Source organism: Shewanella waksmanii, assembly GCF_043643685.1.
GTDB lineage: Bacteria > Pseudomonadota > Gammaproteobacteria > Enterobacterales > Shewanellaceae > Shewanella > Shewanella waksmanii_A.
Map to the genome: position 1 here is coordinate 75,255 of NZ_JBHZSN010000013.1, position 16,576 is coordinate 91,830.

14 protein-coding genes are annotated in these 16,576 nt (G+C 43.4%); 12 read left to right on the plus strand and 2 right to left on the minus strand.

The window, feature by feature from the left end:
• Nucleotides 1–7: 7 nt before the first annotated feature.
• The 12 genes from atpB (at nt 8) to glmS (ending at nt 13,344) form a co-directional block, all read left to right on the plus strand.
• The gene (gene atpB / locus ACHUFW_RS18005) at nt 8–802 is read left to right on the plus strand and encodes a F0F1 ATP synthase subunit A (protein ID WP_394204979.1); all 795 of its coding nucleotides are present in this window, start codon (nt 8–10) and stop codon (nt 800–802) included.
• Between the two features lie 69 nt (nt 803–871).
• Nucleotides 872–1,123 carry a F0F1 ATP synthase subunit C gene (gene atpE, locus ACHUFW_RS18010; protein WP_028773422.1) on the plus strand — a complete coding sequence of 84 codons (252 nt, stop codon included), beginning with the start codon at nt 872–874 and terminating at the stop codon, nt 1,121–1,123.
• A 37-nt stretch (nt 1,124–1,160) separates the two neighbouring features.
• Entirely contained in the window at nt 1,161–1,631 is a 471-nt protein-coding gene (atpF, locus tag ACHUFW_RS18015) for a F0F1 ATP synthase subunit B (protein ID WP_394204982.1), read from the plus strand.
• A gap of 15 nt (nt 1,632–1,646) precedes the next feature.
• A complete protein-coding gene (gene atpH, locus ACHUFW_RS18020; protein ID WP_394204984.1) occupies nt 1,647–2,180 on the plus strand; it encodes a F0F1 ATP synthase subunit delta in 534 nt (177 codons plus the stop codon).
• Nucleotides 2,181–2,194: 14 nt separating this feature from the next.
• Complete coding sequence (atpA, locus tag ACHUFW_RS18025; RefSeq protein ID WP_394204985.1) at nt 2,195–3,736, plus strand: F0F1 ATP synthase subunit alpha; 1,542 nt, start codon at nt 2,195–2,197, stop codon at nt 3,734–3,736.
• Nucleotides 3,737–3,785: 49 nt separating this feature from the next.
• Complete coding sequence (gene atpG, locus ACHUFW_RS18030; protein WP_394204987.1) at nt 3,786–4,646, plus strand: F0F1 ATP synthase subunit gamma; 861 nt, start codon at nt 3,786–3,788, stop codon at nt 4,644–4,646.
• A 35-nt stretch (nt 4,647–4,681) separates the two neighbouring features.
• Nucleotides 4,682–6,058, plus strand: a complete 1,377-nt coding sequence (gene atpD / locus ACHUFW_RS18035) for a F0F1 ATP synthase subunit beta (protein WP_394204988.1) — start codon at nt 4,682–4,684, stop codon at nt 6,056–6,058.
• 33 nt (nt 6,059–6,091) lie between these two features.
• Nucleotides 6,092–6,520, plus strand: a complete 429-nt coding sequence (locus ACHUFW_RS18040) for a F0F1 ATP synthase subunit epsilon (RefSeq protein WP_394204990.1) — start codon at nt 6,092–6,094, stop codon at nt 6,518–6,520.
• Between the two features lie 341 nt (nt 6,521–6,861).
• Nucleotides 6,862–8,220, plus strand: a complete 1,359-nt coding sequence (gene glmU, locus ACHUFW_RS18045; protein ID WP_394204991.1) for a bifunctional UDP-N-acetylglucosamine diphosphorylase/glucosamine-1-phosphate N-acetyltransferase GlmU — start codon at nt 6,862–6,864, stop codon at nt 8,218–8,220.
• Nucleotides 8,221–8,461: 241 nt separating this feature from the next.
• Complete coding sequence (locus ACHUFW_RS18050) at nt 8,462–10,573, plus strand: TonB-dependent receptor (protein WP_394204993.1); 2,112 nt, start codon at nt 8,462–8,464, stop codon at nt 10,571–10,573.
• A 144-nt stretch (nt 10,574–10,717) separates the two neighbouring features.
• The gene (locus tag ACHUFW_RS18055) at nt 10,718–11,488 is read left to right on the plus strand and encodes a DeoR/GlpR family DNA-binding transcription regulator (RefSeq protein ID WP_394204994.1); all 771 of its coding nucleotides are present in this window, start codon (nt 10,718–10,720) and stop codon (nt 11,486–11,488) included.
• Between the two features lie 26 nt (nt 11,489–11,514).
• Nucleotides 11,515–13,344, plus strand: a complete 1,830-nt coding sequence (glmS, locus tag ACHUFW_RS18060) for a glutamine--fructose-6-phosphate transaminase (isomerizing) (protein ID WP_394204996.1) — start codon at nt 11,515–11,517, stop codon at nt 13,342–13,344.
• Between the two features lie 522 nt (nt 13,345–13,866).
• Here glmS and ACHUFW_RS18065 read toward each other — a convergent pair.
• On the minus strand, nt 13,867–15,477 hold the full coding sequence (locus ACHUFW_RS18065; protein ID WP_394204997.1) for a cyclic peptide export ABC transporter: 1,611 nt from the start codon (nt 15,475–15,477) through the stop codon (nt 13,867–13,869).
• 45 nt (nt 15,478–15,522) lie between these two features.
• Nucleotides 15,523–16,572: a TauD/TfdA family dioxygenase gene (locus ACHUFW_RS18070; protein ID WP_394204999.1), complete on the minus strand. Its 1,050-nt coding sequence runs from the start codon at nt 16,570–16,572 to the stop codon at nt 15,523–15,525.
• Between the last annotated feature and the right edge of the window lie 4 nt (nt 16,573–16,576).

Here is a 16,576-nt window from a genome sequence, read left to right on the forward strand (position 1 = left end):
ATGAATCATGGCTGCAACTGGTGAAGAGTTAACACCGCAGGGCTATATCCAGCATCACCTTACCAACTTAAGTGTTGGTGAAGGCTTCTGGACGTGGCACATTGATTCATTGTTCTTTTCGGTTGGGCTTGGTGTTTTATTCTTATGGCTATTCCGCAGCGTTGGCAAAAAAGCAACGACAGGTGTTCCCGGTAAACTTCAATGTTTTATCGAGATGATCGTTGAATTTGTCGATTCAAGCGTTAAGGAAACCTTCCATGGCCGCAATCCTCTGATTGCACCGTTGGCACTAACGATTTTTGTTTGGGTATTCATGATGAACTTCATGGATATGGTTCCAGTTGACTGGATTCCTGAACTAGCAATGGCTGCTGGTATCCCATACATGAAAGTTGTACCAACTACTGACTTAAACATTACCTTTAGTTTAGCTCTAGGTGTGTTTGTGCTGATTATTTACTACAGCATTAAAGTCAAAGGTGTGTCTGGTTTTGTTAAAGAATTGACATTACAGCCTTTTAACCATAAGGCAATGATACCAGTCAACCTCCTATTAGAATCAGTTACCTTGATTGCAAAACCTATTTCACTAGGTCTGCGTCTATTCGGTAACTTATACGCAGGTGAGTTGATCTTCATCCTTATTGCGTTGATGTACGGTGCTAACATGGCGTTATCTGCCCTAGGTGTGACACTACAACTAGGTTGGTTAATTTTCCATATTATGGTTATCACTTTACAAGCGTTTATCTTCATGATGCTGACGATCGTATATCTCAGCATGGCACATGAAGATCATTAAGGATTGCTGAAGAATTTTTTTTTAAGCTAAATCACTAACTAACTAAGATTTAGAATACTGGAGATAGAGATGGAAACTGTATTAGGCATGACAGCTATTGCTGTTGCTCTACTGATTGGTATGGGTGCTCTAGGTACCGCTATCGGTTTCGGCCTACTAGGTGGCAAGTTCTTGGAAGGCGCTGCGCGTCAACCTGAAATGGCTCCTATGCTACAAGTTAAAATGTTCATTGTTGCTGGTCTATTGGATGCGGTAACCATGATCGGTGTAGGTATTGCACTATACATGCTGTTTACTAACCCACTGGGTGCAATGCTGTAATCAACGCTTCTGTCTTTAATCTAAATAGGAGGCTGTTGTGAATATCAACGCTACCCTAATCGGTCAGACGGTTGCCTTTATTATCTTCGTGTGGTTCTGCATGAAGTTTGTTTGGCCCCCTTTGATGAATGCCATCGAAGAGCGCCAAAAAAGGATCGCCGACGGTCTAGCTGATGCTGACCGTGCTGTAAAAGACCTAGAGTTGGCACAGGCTAAAGCCACCGACCAACTAAAAGAAGCTAAGGCAACTGCTAACGAAATCATTGAGCAAGCTAATAAGCGTAAAGCTCAGATTGTCGATGAGGCCAAAGCCGAAGCAGACGCTGAGCGCGCTAAAATTATCGCTCAGGGTAAAGCAGAAATTGAAGCTGAACGTAATCGCGTGAAAGAAGACTTGCGTAAGCAAGTTGCTACTCTAGCCATCGCTGGCGCAGAGAAGATCCTTGAGCGTTCGATTGATGAAGCCGCCCACAGTGACATAGTTAATAAACTTGTTTCTGAAATTTGATAAGGGAGTTGAGTTATGGCTGAAATAACCACCATCGCTCGTCCTTACGCAAAGGCAGCGTTTGATTTTGCTATCGAAAACAATGCAGTAGAAAGCTGGGCAGAAATGCTAAGCTTTGCCGCACAAGTCAGTGAAAACGAGACTATGCAGCCACTACTGTCTGGCTCTTTAGCCAGTAACCAGCTTGCAGAACTTTTTATTAAAGTTTGTGGTGAGCAGGTCAATGAGCAAGGTCAAAATCTGTTAAAGGTAATGGCTGAAAACGGTCGTTTGGAAGTACTTCCTGCTGTGTATGAACTATTTCATGAGTTCAGCAATGAGTGGGCTAAAGAGGTTGAAGCAACTGTTGTTTCTGCCACTGAGCTTAACGCAGAGCAACAGCAGCAAATTAGTGCTTCTCTAGAGAAACGTCTCACACGCAAAGTTAAGCTGAATTGCAGCGTAGATGCCAGCCTAGTCGCTGGTGTAATTATCACGGCAGGCGACCTAGTCATTGATGGCTCGGTCAGCGGTAAACTAAACCGTCTGTCTGATACGCTGCAGTCGTAATTGGGAGTTTGAGCATGCAACTGAATTCCACTGAAATCAGCGATCTGATTAAACAGCGGATCGAGCAGTTCGAAGTCGTTAGTGAAGCTCGCAACGAAGGTACTATCGTTGCAGTAAGTGACGGCATCATTCGCGTTCACGGCCTTGCCGATGTAATGCAAGGTGAGATGATCGAACTGCCTGGTAACCGTTATGCAATCGCGTTGAACTTAGAACGTGATTCTGTAGGTGCCGTAGTTATGGGTCCTTATGCCGATTTGGCAGAAGGTCAAAAAGTAAAAACAACTGGTCGTATTTTGGAAGTTCCAGTTGGCCGTGGTCTACTAGGCCGTGTTGTCAACACATTGGGTCAACCAATCGACGGTAAAGGACCTATCGATAACGATGGTTTCTCTCCTGTTGAAGTTATCGCACCAGGCGTTATTGAACGTAAGTCAGTAGATGAGCCAGTGCAAACTGGTTATAAAGCCGTTGACTCTATGATCCCAATTGGTCGTGGACAACGTGAGTTGGTTATTGGTGACCGTCAGACTGGTAAAACAGCGCTAGCGATCGATGCCATTATCAACCAAAAAGACTCTGGCATTAAGTGCGTATACGTAGCGGTAGGCCAGAAGGCTTCTACTATTGCTAACGTAGTACGTAAACTTGAAGAGCACGGCGCACTAGCGAACACCGTAGTAGTTGTTGCTACAGCTTCTGAAGCTGCGGCACTACAATACCTAGCACCATATTCTGGTTGCTCTATGGGTGAATACTTCCGTGACCGTGGTGAAGACTCACTGATCGTATATGATGATCTATCTAAGCAAGCAGTTGCTTACCGTCAGATCTCATTGCTACTTAAGCGTCCACCAGGACGTGAAGCATACCCAGGTGATGTTTTCTATCTTCACTCTCGTCTACTAGAACGTGCTTCACGCGTTAACGCTGAGTACGTAGAGAAGTTCACTAACGGCGAAGTTAAAGGCCAAACTGGTTCTTTGACTGCACTACCGATTATTGAAACTCAAGCGGGTGACGTATCTGCATTCGTACCGACCAACGTAATTTCTATTACCGATGGTCAGATCTTCCTTGAAACTGACCTATTTAACTCAGGCCTACGTCCTGCTGTTAACCCAGGTATTTCGGTTTCTCGTGTTGGTGGTGCGGCTCAGACTAAGATCATCAAGAAACTGTCAGGCGGTATCCGTACTGCACTTGCACAGTATCGAGAGCTTGCGGCGTTCTCACAGTTTGCATCTGATCTAGATGATGCAACACGTGCTCAGCTTGAGCATGGTGAGCGTGTTACCGAACTAATGAAGCAAAAGCAATACGCGCCAATGAGCGTAGCTGACCAGTCTGTGTCTATTTTCGCAGCTGAAAAAGGCTACCTAAAGAGCGTTGAGCTAAACAAGATCGGTGATTTCGAAGCATCTTTGCTCTCTTACATGAACAGCGAGCATGCTGACCTTATGAAGACTATTAACGATACTGGCGATTATAACGCTGATATCCAAGATGGTTTGAAGGCTGGCCTCGACAAGTTCGTAGAAACCCAAACCTGGTAAAGACACAGAGGTGTCTTAAGGCACCTCAGGTCCAGATTGGAGAGTAAAGATGGCCGGCGCTAAAGAGATTAAAACCAAGATCGCGAGTGTTCAGAACACTCAGAAGATCACATCTGCAATGGAGATGGTTGCCGCGAGTAAAATGCGTAAAGCACAAGAACGCATGGCTTCTAGTCGCCCATATGCAGAAAATATGCGTAAGGTGATCGGTCACGTAGCGCAAGGTTCTCTCGAATATAAGCATCCATATTTGGAAGTGCGAGAGGCTAAGCGAGTTGGTTACATTGTAGTGTCAACCGACCGTGGTCTTTGTGGTGGTCTTAACGTCAACCTATTTAAAAAGGTTGTCGCGGACGTGAAAAACTGGCGTGAGCAAGGTGCAGAAGTTGAATTCTGCCCAATTGGTGCTCGCAGTGTGCAGTTTTTCAATAGCTTTGGTGGCAAAGTATCTGCTCATGCTTCAGGTCTAGGTGATGCACCTGCATTATCTGATTTGATCGGAACAGTACGTGTAATGCTACAAGCTTACAACGAAGGCAAGCTAGACCGTCTGTATGTGGTATTCAACAAGTTTGTTAATACCATGAGCCAGACGCCTGTGATCGAACAGCTGCTACCTTTGCCTAAGTCAGAAGAAGATGAGATTTCTCATCACTGGGATTACCTATACGAGCCAGATCCAAAAGAACTTTTGGATACTTTGTTGGTGCGTTATGTGGAATCTCAAGTGTACCAAGGTGTTGTTGAAAACATCGCATCTGAGCAAGCAGCCCGAATGGTTGCGATGAAAGCTGCGACAGACAACGCTGGTGAGCTTATCGATGACTTGCAGTTGGTCTACAACAAAGCCCGTCAGGCTGCGATTACGCAAGAACTGTCGGAAATTGTTTCAGGGGCCGCAGCAGTTTAGGCTAGGTAACGAATACAAGTTTTAGAGGATTAATCATGAGCACAGGTACTGTTGTCCAAGTGATTGGCGCGGTTGTGGACGTTGAGTTTCCACATGATGCCGTACCTCAGGTCTATGACGCTCTAGAGATCAAAAGTGAGAGCTTGGTGCTGGAAGTTCAGCAACAGCTTGGTGGTGGTGTAGTTCGTACCATCGCTATGGGTTCTTCAGATGGTCTGCGTCGTGGTGTTGAGGTAGAAAACACAGGTTCGCCTATTTCTGTTCCGGTTGGGGAAAAGACCCTTGGCCGTATCATGAACGTACTAGGTCAACCGGTTGATGAAGCGGGTGAAATTGGTGAAGAAGAGCGTTATGAAATTCACCGTGAAGCGCCTTCATATGAAGATCAATCAAACACAACTGAACTACTAGAAACAGGTATCAAGGTAATCGACCTTGTATGTCCGTTCGCTAAGGGTGGTAAAGTTGGTCTGTTTGGTGGTGCGGGTGTTGGTAAGACCGTTAACATGATGGAGCTTATTAACAACATCGCAAAAGCACACTCTGGTTTGTCAGTATTCGCCGGTGTAGGTGAGCGTACTCGTGAGGGTAACGACTTCTACTACGAGATGGAAGAATCTGGCGTACTCGACAAAGTGGCCATGGTATATGGTCAGATGAACGAGCCTCCAGGAAACCGTCTTCGCGTGGCACTGACTGGCCTTACAATGGCTGAGAAGTTCCGTGACGAAGGTAAAGACGTACTATTGTTCGTCGATAACATCTATCGTTACACCTTGGCGGGTACCGAAGTATCTGCACTGCTAGGCCGTATGCCATCAGCAGTAGGTTACCAGCCAACACTGGCTGAAGAGATGGGTGTACTTCAGGAGCGTATTACTTCAACTAAGACAGGGTCTATTACCTCTGTTCAAGCTGTATACGTACCTGCGGATGACTTGACGGATCCGTCACCAGCAACAACCTTCGCTCACTTAGATGCGACAGTTGTATTGTCACGTAACATTGCTTCGCTAGGTATTTACCCAGCGGTTGACCCACTGGATTCGACTTCGCGTCAGCTAGATCCACAAGTGGTTGGTCAAGAGCACTATGACGTAGCAAGTGGTGTACAGACTGTACTTCAACGCTATAAAGAGCTTAAAGATATCATCGCGATTCTAGGTATGGACGAATTATCTGATGAAGATAAAACGACTGTAGCCCGTGCGCGTAAGATTGAAAAATATCTTTCACAGCCATTCTTCGTAGCAGAAGTATTCACCGGCTCTCCAGGTAAGTACGTTTCTCTTAAAGACACGATTCGTGGCTTTAAAGGCCTATTGGAAGGTGAGTTTGACCACATTCCAGAGCAAGCGTTCTACATGGCTGGTTCAATCGACGAAGTTGTTGAACGAGCTAACAAAAAATAAGCAAGCTTTAGCTTGATATTTTAAGGAGAACCGATGGCAGCCATGACAGTACATCTTGATATTGTAAGTGCAGAAAGCAGCATCTATTCTGGTCTTGTAGCTCATCTACAAGTAACTGGTTCAGAAGGTGATTTAGGTATTATGCCTGGTCACGCGCCACTGCTAACACATATCAAACCTGGCATGGCGCGCATCGTCAAGCAAGATGGTAAAGAAGAAGTGTTTTATCTTTCAGGTGGTATCTTGGAAGTGCAACCTTCATCTGTATCCGTATTGGCTGACGTAGTAATGCGTGCCGATGATATTGACGAAAAAGCGGCTGAAGAAGCTAAGCGTCGTGCTGAAACCGAAATGGCGAATGCAGGTGCAGACTTCAATTATGCCGCAGCAGCGATTGAGTTAGCTCAAGCAGTTGCTCAGCTTCGCGTTGTCGAGACCATCAAAAAGAACATTGCCAGATAAGGTTATTGTTTGATGAAAAAAGGCGGTCACTTAGGTGAGCGCCTTTTTTGTATCTTTAATATTGATATCAGCTTTTTATAGCATCAAAGGCGCATTTGGTTGTTTATAGCGTTAGCTCTCGAGTTGGAGCAGACTCTCTACAGGTAAGCCAATCAAATGACTTATCCACTATTTTCCTAGCAACATGTTAAACAGTTATACAATCTTTTATTCTCACGCGTGTAAGTATTAAATTGGTTAACGCATTTCTACTCGTTAGCCGCTTCGCTTTTCCCCTGTGTTTCCGTTAAAATCAGCCCATAAAACAGACCTTATATTTTTATCAGTTTAAGGACAATCTAATGGCTTTAAATGTAGTGATTCTCGCAGCAGGCAAAGGAACGCGTATGCGCTCGGATCTCCCTAAAGTACTGCACCCTATTGCACACAAAAGTATGGTACAGCACGTTATTGATACAGCCCATGAAGTTGGCAGTGATGCCATTCAATTGGTTTATGGCTATGGCGCAGAGCAATTACAAGCGTGCTTAGGTGAGCAGCAACTTAATTGGGTCCTGCAAGCTGAGCAATTAGGCACAGGTCACGCCGTCGCGCAGGCAGGGTCGCATATCGCTGACGACGATACAGTATTGATTCTTTATGGTGATGTACCACTGATTCAAGCGGCCACATTATCAGCTTTACTGGCTGCCAGAAAGCCTGAAGGGTTAGCTATTTTAACGGTGAATTTAGTCAATCCAACCGGTTATGGTCGTATTGTACGAGATGCTGATAAAGTCGTTGGGATTGTTGAGCAAAAAGATGCCAACCCACAGCAATTAGCCATTAACGAAATTAATACCGGCATCATGGCTGCGCCTGGTAAACAGCTTAAATCATGGTTAAGCCAATTATCGTCCGATAATGCCCAAGGTGAGTATTACCTAACTGATATTGTTGCTATGGCGCATCGTGACGGTGTGGCAATTACCACTGCACAACCTGATTCAGCTATCGAGGTAGAAGGTGCTAATAACCGCGTACAGCTCGCGCAATTGGAGCGCGCTTATCAGGCTCGTGCGGCAGAGCAACTTATGTTGGCAGGTGCAAATTTACGCGATCCTGCTCGTATTGATATTCGCGGTAATGTCAGCGTTGGTATGGATGTGATGATTGACGTTAATGTGATTATTGAGGGGACGGTTACCATCGGCAACAATGTTTCTATTGGTGCAGGTGTGATACTCAAAGATTGCCAGATAGCTGACAATGCCGTGGTTAAGCCTTATTCCATTATTGAAGGTGCCAACGTAGGACCAGATGCAAGTGCAGGCCCGTTTGCACGTTTACGCCCAGGTGCTGAGCTAAAACAAGATGCTCATATTGGTAATTTTGTTGAAATGAAAAAAGCGGTGCTTGGTGAAGGCTCAAAAGCGGGTCATTTAGCTTATATTGGTGATGCGCAAGTAGGTGCCGGTGTAAATATTGGCGCAGGAACGATTACTTGTAATTATGATGGCGCAAATAAGCACCTCACTGTGATTGAAGATAATGTGTTTGTTGGTAGTGACAGCCAGCTTGTCGCACCCGTTACAATTGCTAAAGGCGCAACTATAGGTGCGGGTTCGACGATTACCAAAGATGTCGGCGAAAATGAACTGGTGATAACTCGTACTAAACAGCGTCATATTAGTGGTTGGGTTAAGCCTGTTAAAAAATAATACTGAGCAGGTGGTTTTTTAAACAAAAGCGATGCATGTATGCATCGCTTTTTTGTTTTGTTGCGCTGACGTTGCTGACTGTTGGTTATATGCTTTTTTATCGAAAAAATAGGGTTTTTATTTGCTAATTTTGCAGACGATCACATCGGTTTGTAAATTTCTGTAAAGAAGCTTAAATAAAAATCGTTCTCATTTATATTGCTGCCAATTGAGATTCTATCGGGTCAATTTGGGGTTATATATGTCATTCAAATATTCGGCAATTGGTCTTGCCGTTGTTTCAGCTATCGCAAGCTTTTCAGTTGCTGCAGAAGATCAACAACAATCAGTAAAAGAAGCCAACATTGAGCGTATTACCGTTACTGGACGTACATTTAACGATTACAAAGTACAAAGTTCGTCAGGGGCAATGCGTGGTGATATCGACTTAATGGATACACCTCAATCTGTAGCCGTTATTCCAGATTTTGTTACCGACGAGCAGTTAGCGACTAACTTGTCAGAAGTACTTGTCAACGATTCAAGTGTGACCAGTGGTAGTGAAAAGTGGAACCGTCAAGTATTCAATATTCGTGGTTTTGAATTGTCATCAGGTTCTGGTTATTTAATTAATGGCCAGCAGCAGTGGTCTCACTATGTCCAGCCAATTGAAACCTTACAGCAAGTTGAAGTCCTAAAAGGTCCATCAAGCATGCTTTATGGCCAATCAGGTCCTGGTGGCTTGATCAATATGGTGACTAAAAAGCCAACTTACGAAAATCTATTTGAGCTAGGCTTTGATACCGATGAGTATGGCTCAACACGTTTCCAATTGGATGCCGGTGGCGCACTGAATGAATCAGAAACGATTCGTTACCGTACCGTATTAGTTAAACAAGACGATAAGTACTGGCGTGAATATCAAGACGGTAGTAACCAAGAGCGTGATCGCTGGTTAGGCTATTTAAACTTAGAGTTTGATATTACCGATGATTTGATGCTATCGCTTAAGTACGATCACACTCAAGATAAAACCGGTATTGACCGTGGTGGTTGGTTAGACAGCGACGGTGAGTTGATTGGCGGTAAAGATATTATTTGGGATCAGCCATGGGCGTTTACCGATAACACCATTACCAATATGGGCGCTGAATTAACCTATTACCTCAGTGATGATTGGAAAGTAAAAGCGGGTTATAACGATCAGCAGTTCAACCGTCAGCGTTTAGATTCATCGCCATCTTATACTGAAGATGCAATGGAGAATGGTTACTACATTAGCCCGTTCGATCGTTATGATGATTGGCAGCATAAAACGGGTTTTGTTGACTTTACTGGTACCTTTAGCACGGGCAGTTTAGATCACCAACTGTTGATTGGTGCCAATATGCTGGATTACTACTATGGTCAGTTGCGTGAAAAAGGTGATAAGCAATTGGTTATGCCTGGTCAGCCAGTACCTAAACCAGATGTTGATTACCATAACGATGACACTAAGTATGAAAGTGACTACAAGCACTATGGTTTCTATATTCAAGATTTGATCACCATTAATGATAGCTGGCAAGTACTTGCAGGTGTTCGTTATGATGAGCAGAAAAAAGATGGTGCAGGTAACAACAGCTATGCAGTATCGCCTAAGTTTGGTGTGATCTACTCTCCAGCAGAAAACGGTAGCATTTACGTTAACTACTCTAAGAGTTTCACTCCACAGGGTATCGTCAATGATGAGCAAGACGTGAATGATGGTTTAAACCTAGATCCAGAGTATGGTGAACAGTATGAAATTGGTACCAAGTGGGAGCTATTTGATGGCAGTCTACTATTAACCGGTGCAGTATTTGATATTACCGTTTCTAACGTGACTGTTACTGAGCAACTTGATAACCCTATTGATGGTGGTCATGAAACGATCACTACTCAATCAGGTGAGCAGCGCCATAAAGGTTTTGAAATGGGGGCTCAAGGTCAACTAAGTGAGAAATGGTTCATGACTGGCTCGATGATGTTCCTTGATGCGGAATATATTCGTCCACAGGAAGATAGCTTAAATGGCAAAACGCCTGTTGATGCACCTGAATGGTCAGCAAATATTTGGACTCGTTACGAGATGACTGACAACTTAGCCTTCAACTTCGGTGCTGTTTATGTTGGTGAGCGTTTTGCTAATACTGACAACACCATTGTTAAAGATGACTATGTTCGCTTTGATTTAGGTGCCGCTTACACCATGGATATCATGGGCAGCGATGTTAGTGTTCGTATGAATGTGAAGAACCTATTTGATACTGACTATTTAGCTGGTGGTACAAACACCGATGTGACCGTTGGTGAAGGTCGTCACGTCAGCTTAGCACTGCAAGCTAAATTCTAATCCTGTCAGGCAGTAGCTGAAAAAGCGTCTATCTTTTTGATAGGCGCTTTTTTTATGTGTGATTCACCGATTTCAGTAATTTATTTGCTAATAAATTTCGAATGAATATAATTATCTTTCGAAACGAAACTTAAGTGGACGTTAATGGCTAAAAGAAACACTCAGCAACGCCGGCATACCATTGTTAATTTACTCAACGAATCAGGCGAGGTTAATGTTGATGAGCTTGCGATCCGTTTTGAAACCTCAGAAGTCACCATACGTAAAGATCTTGCTGCGTTAGAGGCTAATGGTTTGCTGCTGCGCCGATACGGTGGGGCCGTGCCTGTTCCTCAGGAAATGACCCAGCATGTTAATGACAGCTTAAGTGGCAATAAGTTAGCTATTGCTGATTGTGCCGCAGAACTTATCAGAGATCACAACCGCATTATCATTGATAGTGGCAGTACGACCTCCGGGCTTATTCAACTTTTAAACAACAAGCGTGGCTTGGTTGTGATGACCAATTCATTGCAGCTCGCCAGTGCAATACACGAACTTGAGCATGAACCCACCTTATTGATGACTGGTGGAACCTGGGATGCGCGTTCGGAGTCTTTTCAAGGCCAAGTGGCCGAGCAGGTATTGCGATCTTACGATTTTGATCAGCTATTTATTGGTGCTGACGGAATTGATCTTGAGCGCGGTACAACAACATTCAATGAACTCACAGGTTTAAGCCGAGTGATGGCTGAAGTCTCTCGAGAAGTTATCGTGATGGTTGATTCTGACAAAATAGGCAAGCGTATACCCAACCTAGAGCTAGGGTGGCAACAAATTAGCACCTTAGTTACCGATGATCGTATTACTCAAGCATCACTCAATCAAATTATGAGCCATGGGGTGCAAGTGATCACTGCACCTTATGCCAGCTAGATTTTAATTAATAACAGGTAAACTTTATGTGTGGAATTGTTGGCGCAGTAGCACAACGTGATGTCGCGGAAATCTTAATTGAAGGCCTACGTCGACTAGAATATCGTGGCTATGACTCAGCGGGTGTCGCCGTAATAAAAGCGGGCGAGTTGTTGCGAACACGTCGTGTGGGCAAAGTACAAGAACTCGCCGCTGCAATGGATCAGCAGCCGCTTGCTGGTGGCACCGGTATCGCCCATACCCGATGGGCAACCCATGGTGAACCTAATCAAGCTAACGCACATCCGCATGTTTCCAATGACACGATTGCTGTGGTTCATAATGGCATTATTGAAAACCACGCCAAGTTACGTGAAATGCTTAAAGCAGAAGGTTATCTGTTTAGTTCAGATACCGATACTGAAGTGATTTGCCATCTAGTTCACCACGAATTGAAAAGTCACTCGAGTTTACTTGCTGCAGTGCAGGCAACGGTTAAGCAATTGGAAGGCGCTTATGGCACCGTTGTTATCGATAAAACTGATAGCGAACGCATGATAGTGGCTCGCAGTGGTAGTCCGTTAGTTATTGGTTATGGATTAGGCGAGCATTTTGTCGCTTCAGATCAGTTAGCACTATTACCTGTTACTCGGTCTTTCGCATTTTTAGAAGAGGGCGATGTCGCGGAAGTCACCCGTCGTGAAGTGAATATTTTCGATGTCGAAGGCAACCCTGTCAGCCGTGAAATCAAGGAGTCTGAAGTCACTCATGATGCCGGCGATAAGGGTGAGTATCGCCACTACATGCTGAAAGAAATTTATGAGCAACCACGTGCATTGGCCCATACTTTAGAGGGAAGAATTGCTGCTGGCCAAGTGTTAGATAGTGCATTCGGTGAACATGCCGCTGAGATGCTCAAAGATATCAAACATGTGCAAATTATTGCCTGTGGTACCAGTTATCACGCTGGTATGGCTGCTCGTTATTGGTTGGAAGATTGGGCAGGGGTGTCGTGTAATGTTGAAATTGCATCAGAGTTTCGCTATCGCAAATCCCACCTGTTTCCCAATAGCTTACTAGTGACCATTTCTCAGTCAGGAGAAACCGCTGACACATTAGCGGCTCTGCGTCTTGCTAAAGAGATGGGCTATAAAGCTACCATGACTATCTGCAATGCGCCTGGTTCATCGTTAGTGCGCGAGTCTGATATGGCTTACATGATGAAAGCGGGTGCCGAGATTGGCGTGGCTTCGACCAAAGCATTTACTGTGCAATTGGCGGGACTATTAATGCTTACCGAGGTAATTGGTCGCAACAATGGTATGAGTGACTCTGTACAAGCGCAATTAACTCAAAGTTTGCAATCTCTACCGGCTAAAGTGGAGCAGGCGTTAAGCTTGGATGATGCCATTGCAGAACTTGCGGAAGATTTTGCGGATAAACACCATGCATTGTTCTTAGGTCGTGGCGATCAATACCCCATTGCGATGGAAGGTGCATTAAAGCTAAAAGAGATCTCCTATATCCACGCCGAAGCTTATGCATCGGGAGAGCTGAAGCATGGCCCGTTAGCGCTTATTGATGCTGATATGCCAGTGATTGTCGTCGCGCCTAATAATGAGCTTTTGGAAAAGTTAAAATCCAATGTAGAAGAGGTACGAGCACGTGGTGGTTTAATGTATGTGTTTGCTGACAGTGACGCAGAATTTGAATCCGATGACACCATGAAAGTGATTCCAGTACCCCATTGTGATGAGTTTATGGCGGCACTGATTTATACCATCCCCATGCAGTTATTGTCCTACCACGTTGCTTTGATTAAAGGTACCGATGTCGACCAGCCACGTAATTTGGCTAAGTCGGTTACAGTCGAATAATGGTTTAATTACTGGTTAATCATGTTGTCGGAAGACATTAAAGTTGAAAAATACTTTGTAGACACTAGATTTCCATGAATTTGCTGAGTTTGATACTTTATATTTGGTGTAATGAGAGTCAGCTAAATGTTATAGCAAGCAGTTTGAGGTTTTAAACTCGCACATTTCCCACTGACTCTCTTGGTGTGCACAAATTAGATTTTGTTAGGATATGCCATACCGATAATAACTTTTCTCATATCTGTATAGTTTTCTCTACCATGTGTGAAGGTTCTGTGCAGTTTGAAAAATAGTTGAGTATCTAAGAAACTAAGAGCTTACCAGCAACGCTTTTATCAGCTTTGAGAAAAAGTTATTAGTTAGTATGGTTAGTCCCTATTTTTATCACAAGATAGCCAAAGCATAGTGCTTATAAGTAGGCTTAGAATAAGCCTAAGTGTTTGCATAACTAATTTCTAAAGTCTTAAGGCAAGATTAGCTAGCAAACACTTATAACTTTAATAAGATCTCTTATTTCTTTTGTTAAGCTGCTGAGCGCACGTCAGCAATACTCTCCATTTTTCCTAAGTCAAATTTGACTTGACGGTCTGCAAAATCAAAATATTTATCATCATGGGTAACAGCTACGACAGTTTTCCCTTGACTCTTCATCCATGGAATGATTTGGGTGTAGAATACGTGTCTGAAGTGTGGGTCTTGATCTGCAGCCCACTCATCTAACACATAGATTTCTTTGTCTTCTAAGATTGCTGAAATCAGTGCCAAGCGTTTACGTTGTCCCATCGAGAAAGAAACTGACTGGTAACCGTGTTGATCTAAGGCTACCTTATCGGTTAGCTCAAAACGTTCTAGTAATTCTTGTACTTTTTCTTTATCACATGTTTGGTCGGTTTTACCCAATAATGATTTGTACAAGTAAAAGTCAGGTAACACTATCGCCATCATTTCCATATAACGGGATATATTTGTTTCAGTCACAGGCTCATTATCGATTAGTATTTGCCCTGATGTAGGCTTGTATAATCCAAGTAGTACATGCATGAACGTTGATTTTCCACTGCCGTTTCCACCTGTCACAAATACCACTTCACCTTTGTTTAGAGTTAGATCTACTGGATGTAAAGCAAATTGTTCATTGCTCTCGCTGTATTGAAATCCAACTTGGTTAAAGTGAATTGATTGCCATTGATTATTTTCGGTCTTCAATGGGGAAATGCCTGACTGAGGTAGTACATTATCAAGCTGTAAGCTCTCGATTTTTTGCAACGAAACTTTCGCGCGAACAATAGATTGCCACAGACCCATTACGTAGCCGAAGGGACCTGCTAAATAGGTAAGTATTAATAGGTAAGTCATCACAAGGTGACTGGTTTGCATTAACTGGCTTACCACGATAACCGCACCTAAAATCAGAAATATTAATGACTGACTGATATTACGATTAATATCCCAAGAAAAACCGTAACGCCGCTCGCTTTCTTTCAGCTCTTCTAATTGTGGATTTAGCTCTTTGTTTAGATAGTGTTGTTTGCGATTGTTATTTAATGCGAGCTGTTTAGAGCCTTCGAGCAGACCTTTATAGCCTTCAAAAACATCATCCTGACGTGCGCGCAACCTCATCGCATCGTTACTGATACGTTTCATTATACCGCTAGCAAAAAAGCCGGCGACAATCACTGTTGATATCAAGATCAAAAACACTAAAGGTGAGAGGTAAATTAGGTATCCAAAACAGGCTACCATTAATAATGCGTTGTAAATAAATGCCGGCATTTCTGCCAGAGCGTTAGAAATCGCGTTGACGTCATTGGTTAAAACGTTATACAACTTGGCGCGTCCAGCTTTTTCCAAAGTAGTAAATTTGCTGCCCAAAATGCGAGTTACCAAAGATTGCCTCACGCCTTGAATAGAGCGTGAAGTAAAAAATGATAAGGCATAGCTGGCCAGCATTGAGCTGCACAATAAAAATAGTAATAACCCAGCGTAAAGCCCACCTGTAGACAGGTTAAAACCTGTTTCACCATGTTTACCCACTAAGTGAAATAATCCGAGCGATGCAAGTGCAGTGAATACGCTCAGAAATCCAGAGATCAGCATGATCCCTCTAAATTTTTTCAAGAAGAATAAAAGCATTCTAGCTTCCCCTAATTCAATTATTGCTTTCAACCATAAAGTAAATTAAACGGACTTTACGGGATCACCCATTGAGACTAGTACGCGTCTATCGCCCTCAAAAGGTGCTCGCCCATGGGATATCAGCATATTGTCCATCAGCAATAAATCACCTTTTTGCCATGGGAAGGAGACAGTGGCCTTGTCGTAAGCTTCATTGATGTGCGCAATCACTTCGTCTTCGATTACGCTTCCATCACCATATAAAGTGTTATAAGTGAGTGCTTCTTCGCCAAATTGTGATACGAGCTCTTTACGAATTATTGGACACAGGCTGGAGGGATGCCAGAAGGCTGCATGATTAAACCAAACCTTCTCATTGGTTTCGATGTGGTGCCTTATTGCTGGTCTTATTTGCTTGGTACGGATTTGTTGCTCATTGATAATTTCCAAATCAATCTGAGCTTTTTGACAATAGTCTTTAACGTCTTTGATATTGTTTGTATTGAAGGATTTTTGCCAACTTGGTCCAAGGCCATTACCAAAATTTCGGATAAGCATCCATCCAAGGCGTTCAAATTTATCACGAATATCTTTATCTATAAAATCATAGACTTGTCGCACATCAGCAATAGGCGTTGCTCCTCCTTCTTTGGCTGCAACAAGACAACAAAACGCTATTTTCATAGGCCATTGTGTAATGTATGACAACTCATTGTGTTGAGCGATGCTGAGTTCTTTAGGGAATTCCGTTGATGTATAAGTGCCTTTGCCTAAGTCGGTTCGGGGTGTAGCACCTTCCATGTATTTTGCTAAAGTTGGAATAAATTGATTCGCGGCATCTCTGAAGTCTCCTTCATCCTTGAGGTCAAAGCCTCTAAGCAAAATAGCTCCGTATTGATGTAAATGATCTTGAATATGCTGCTTATTATCTTCAATCCACTTAGCGGCATTTATCTTGCCATTTAGCGGTATTATTTGTAATGGGAAACGTTTATTTTCAAAAAGTGGGGTCTCAGTCATCTCTATCTGAGAACTTAACCCCTGTAGGATTGCTGGGTTATGCTGCGCGGTGATATTTGTTTTTTGAGTCATTGTTTGAGCTGTAGTATTCACAATT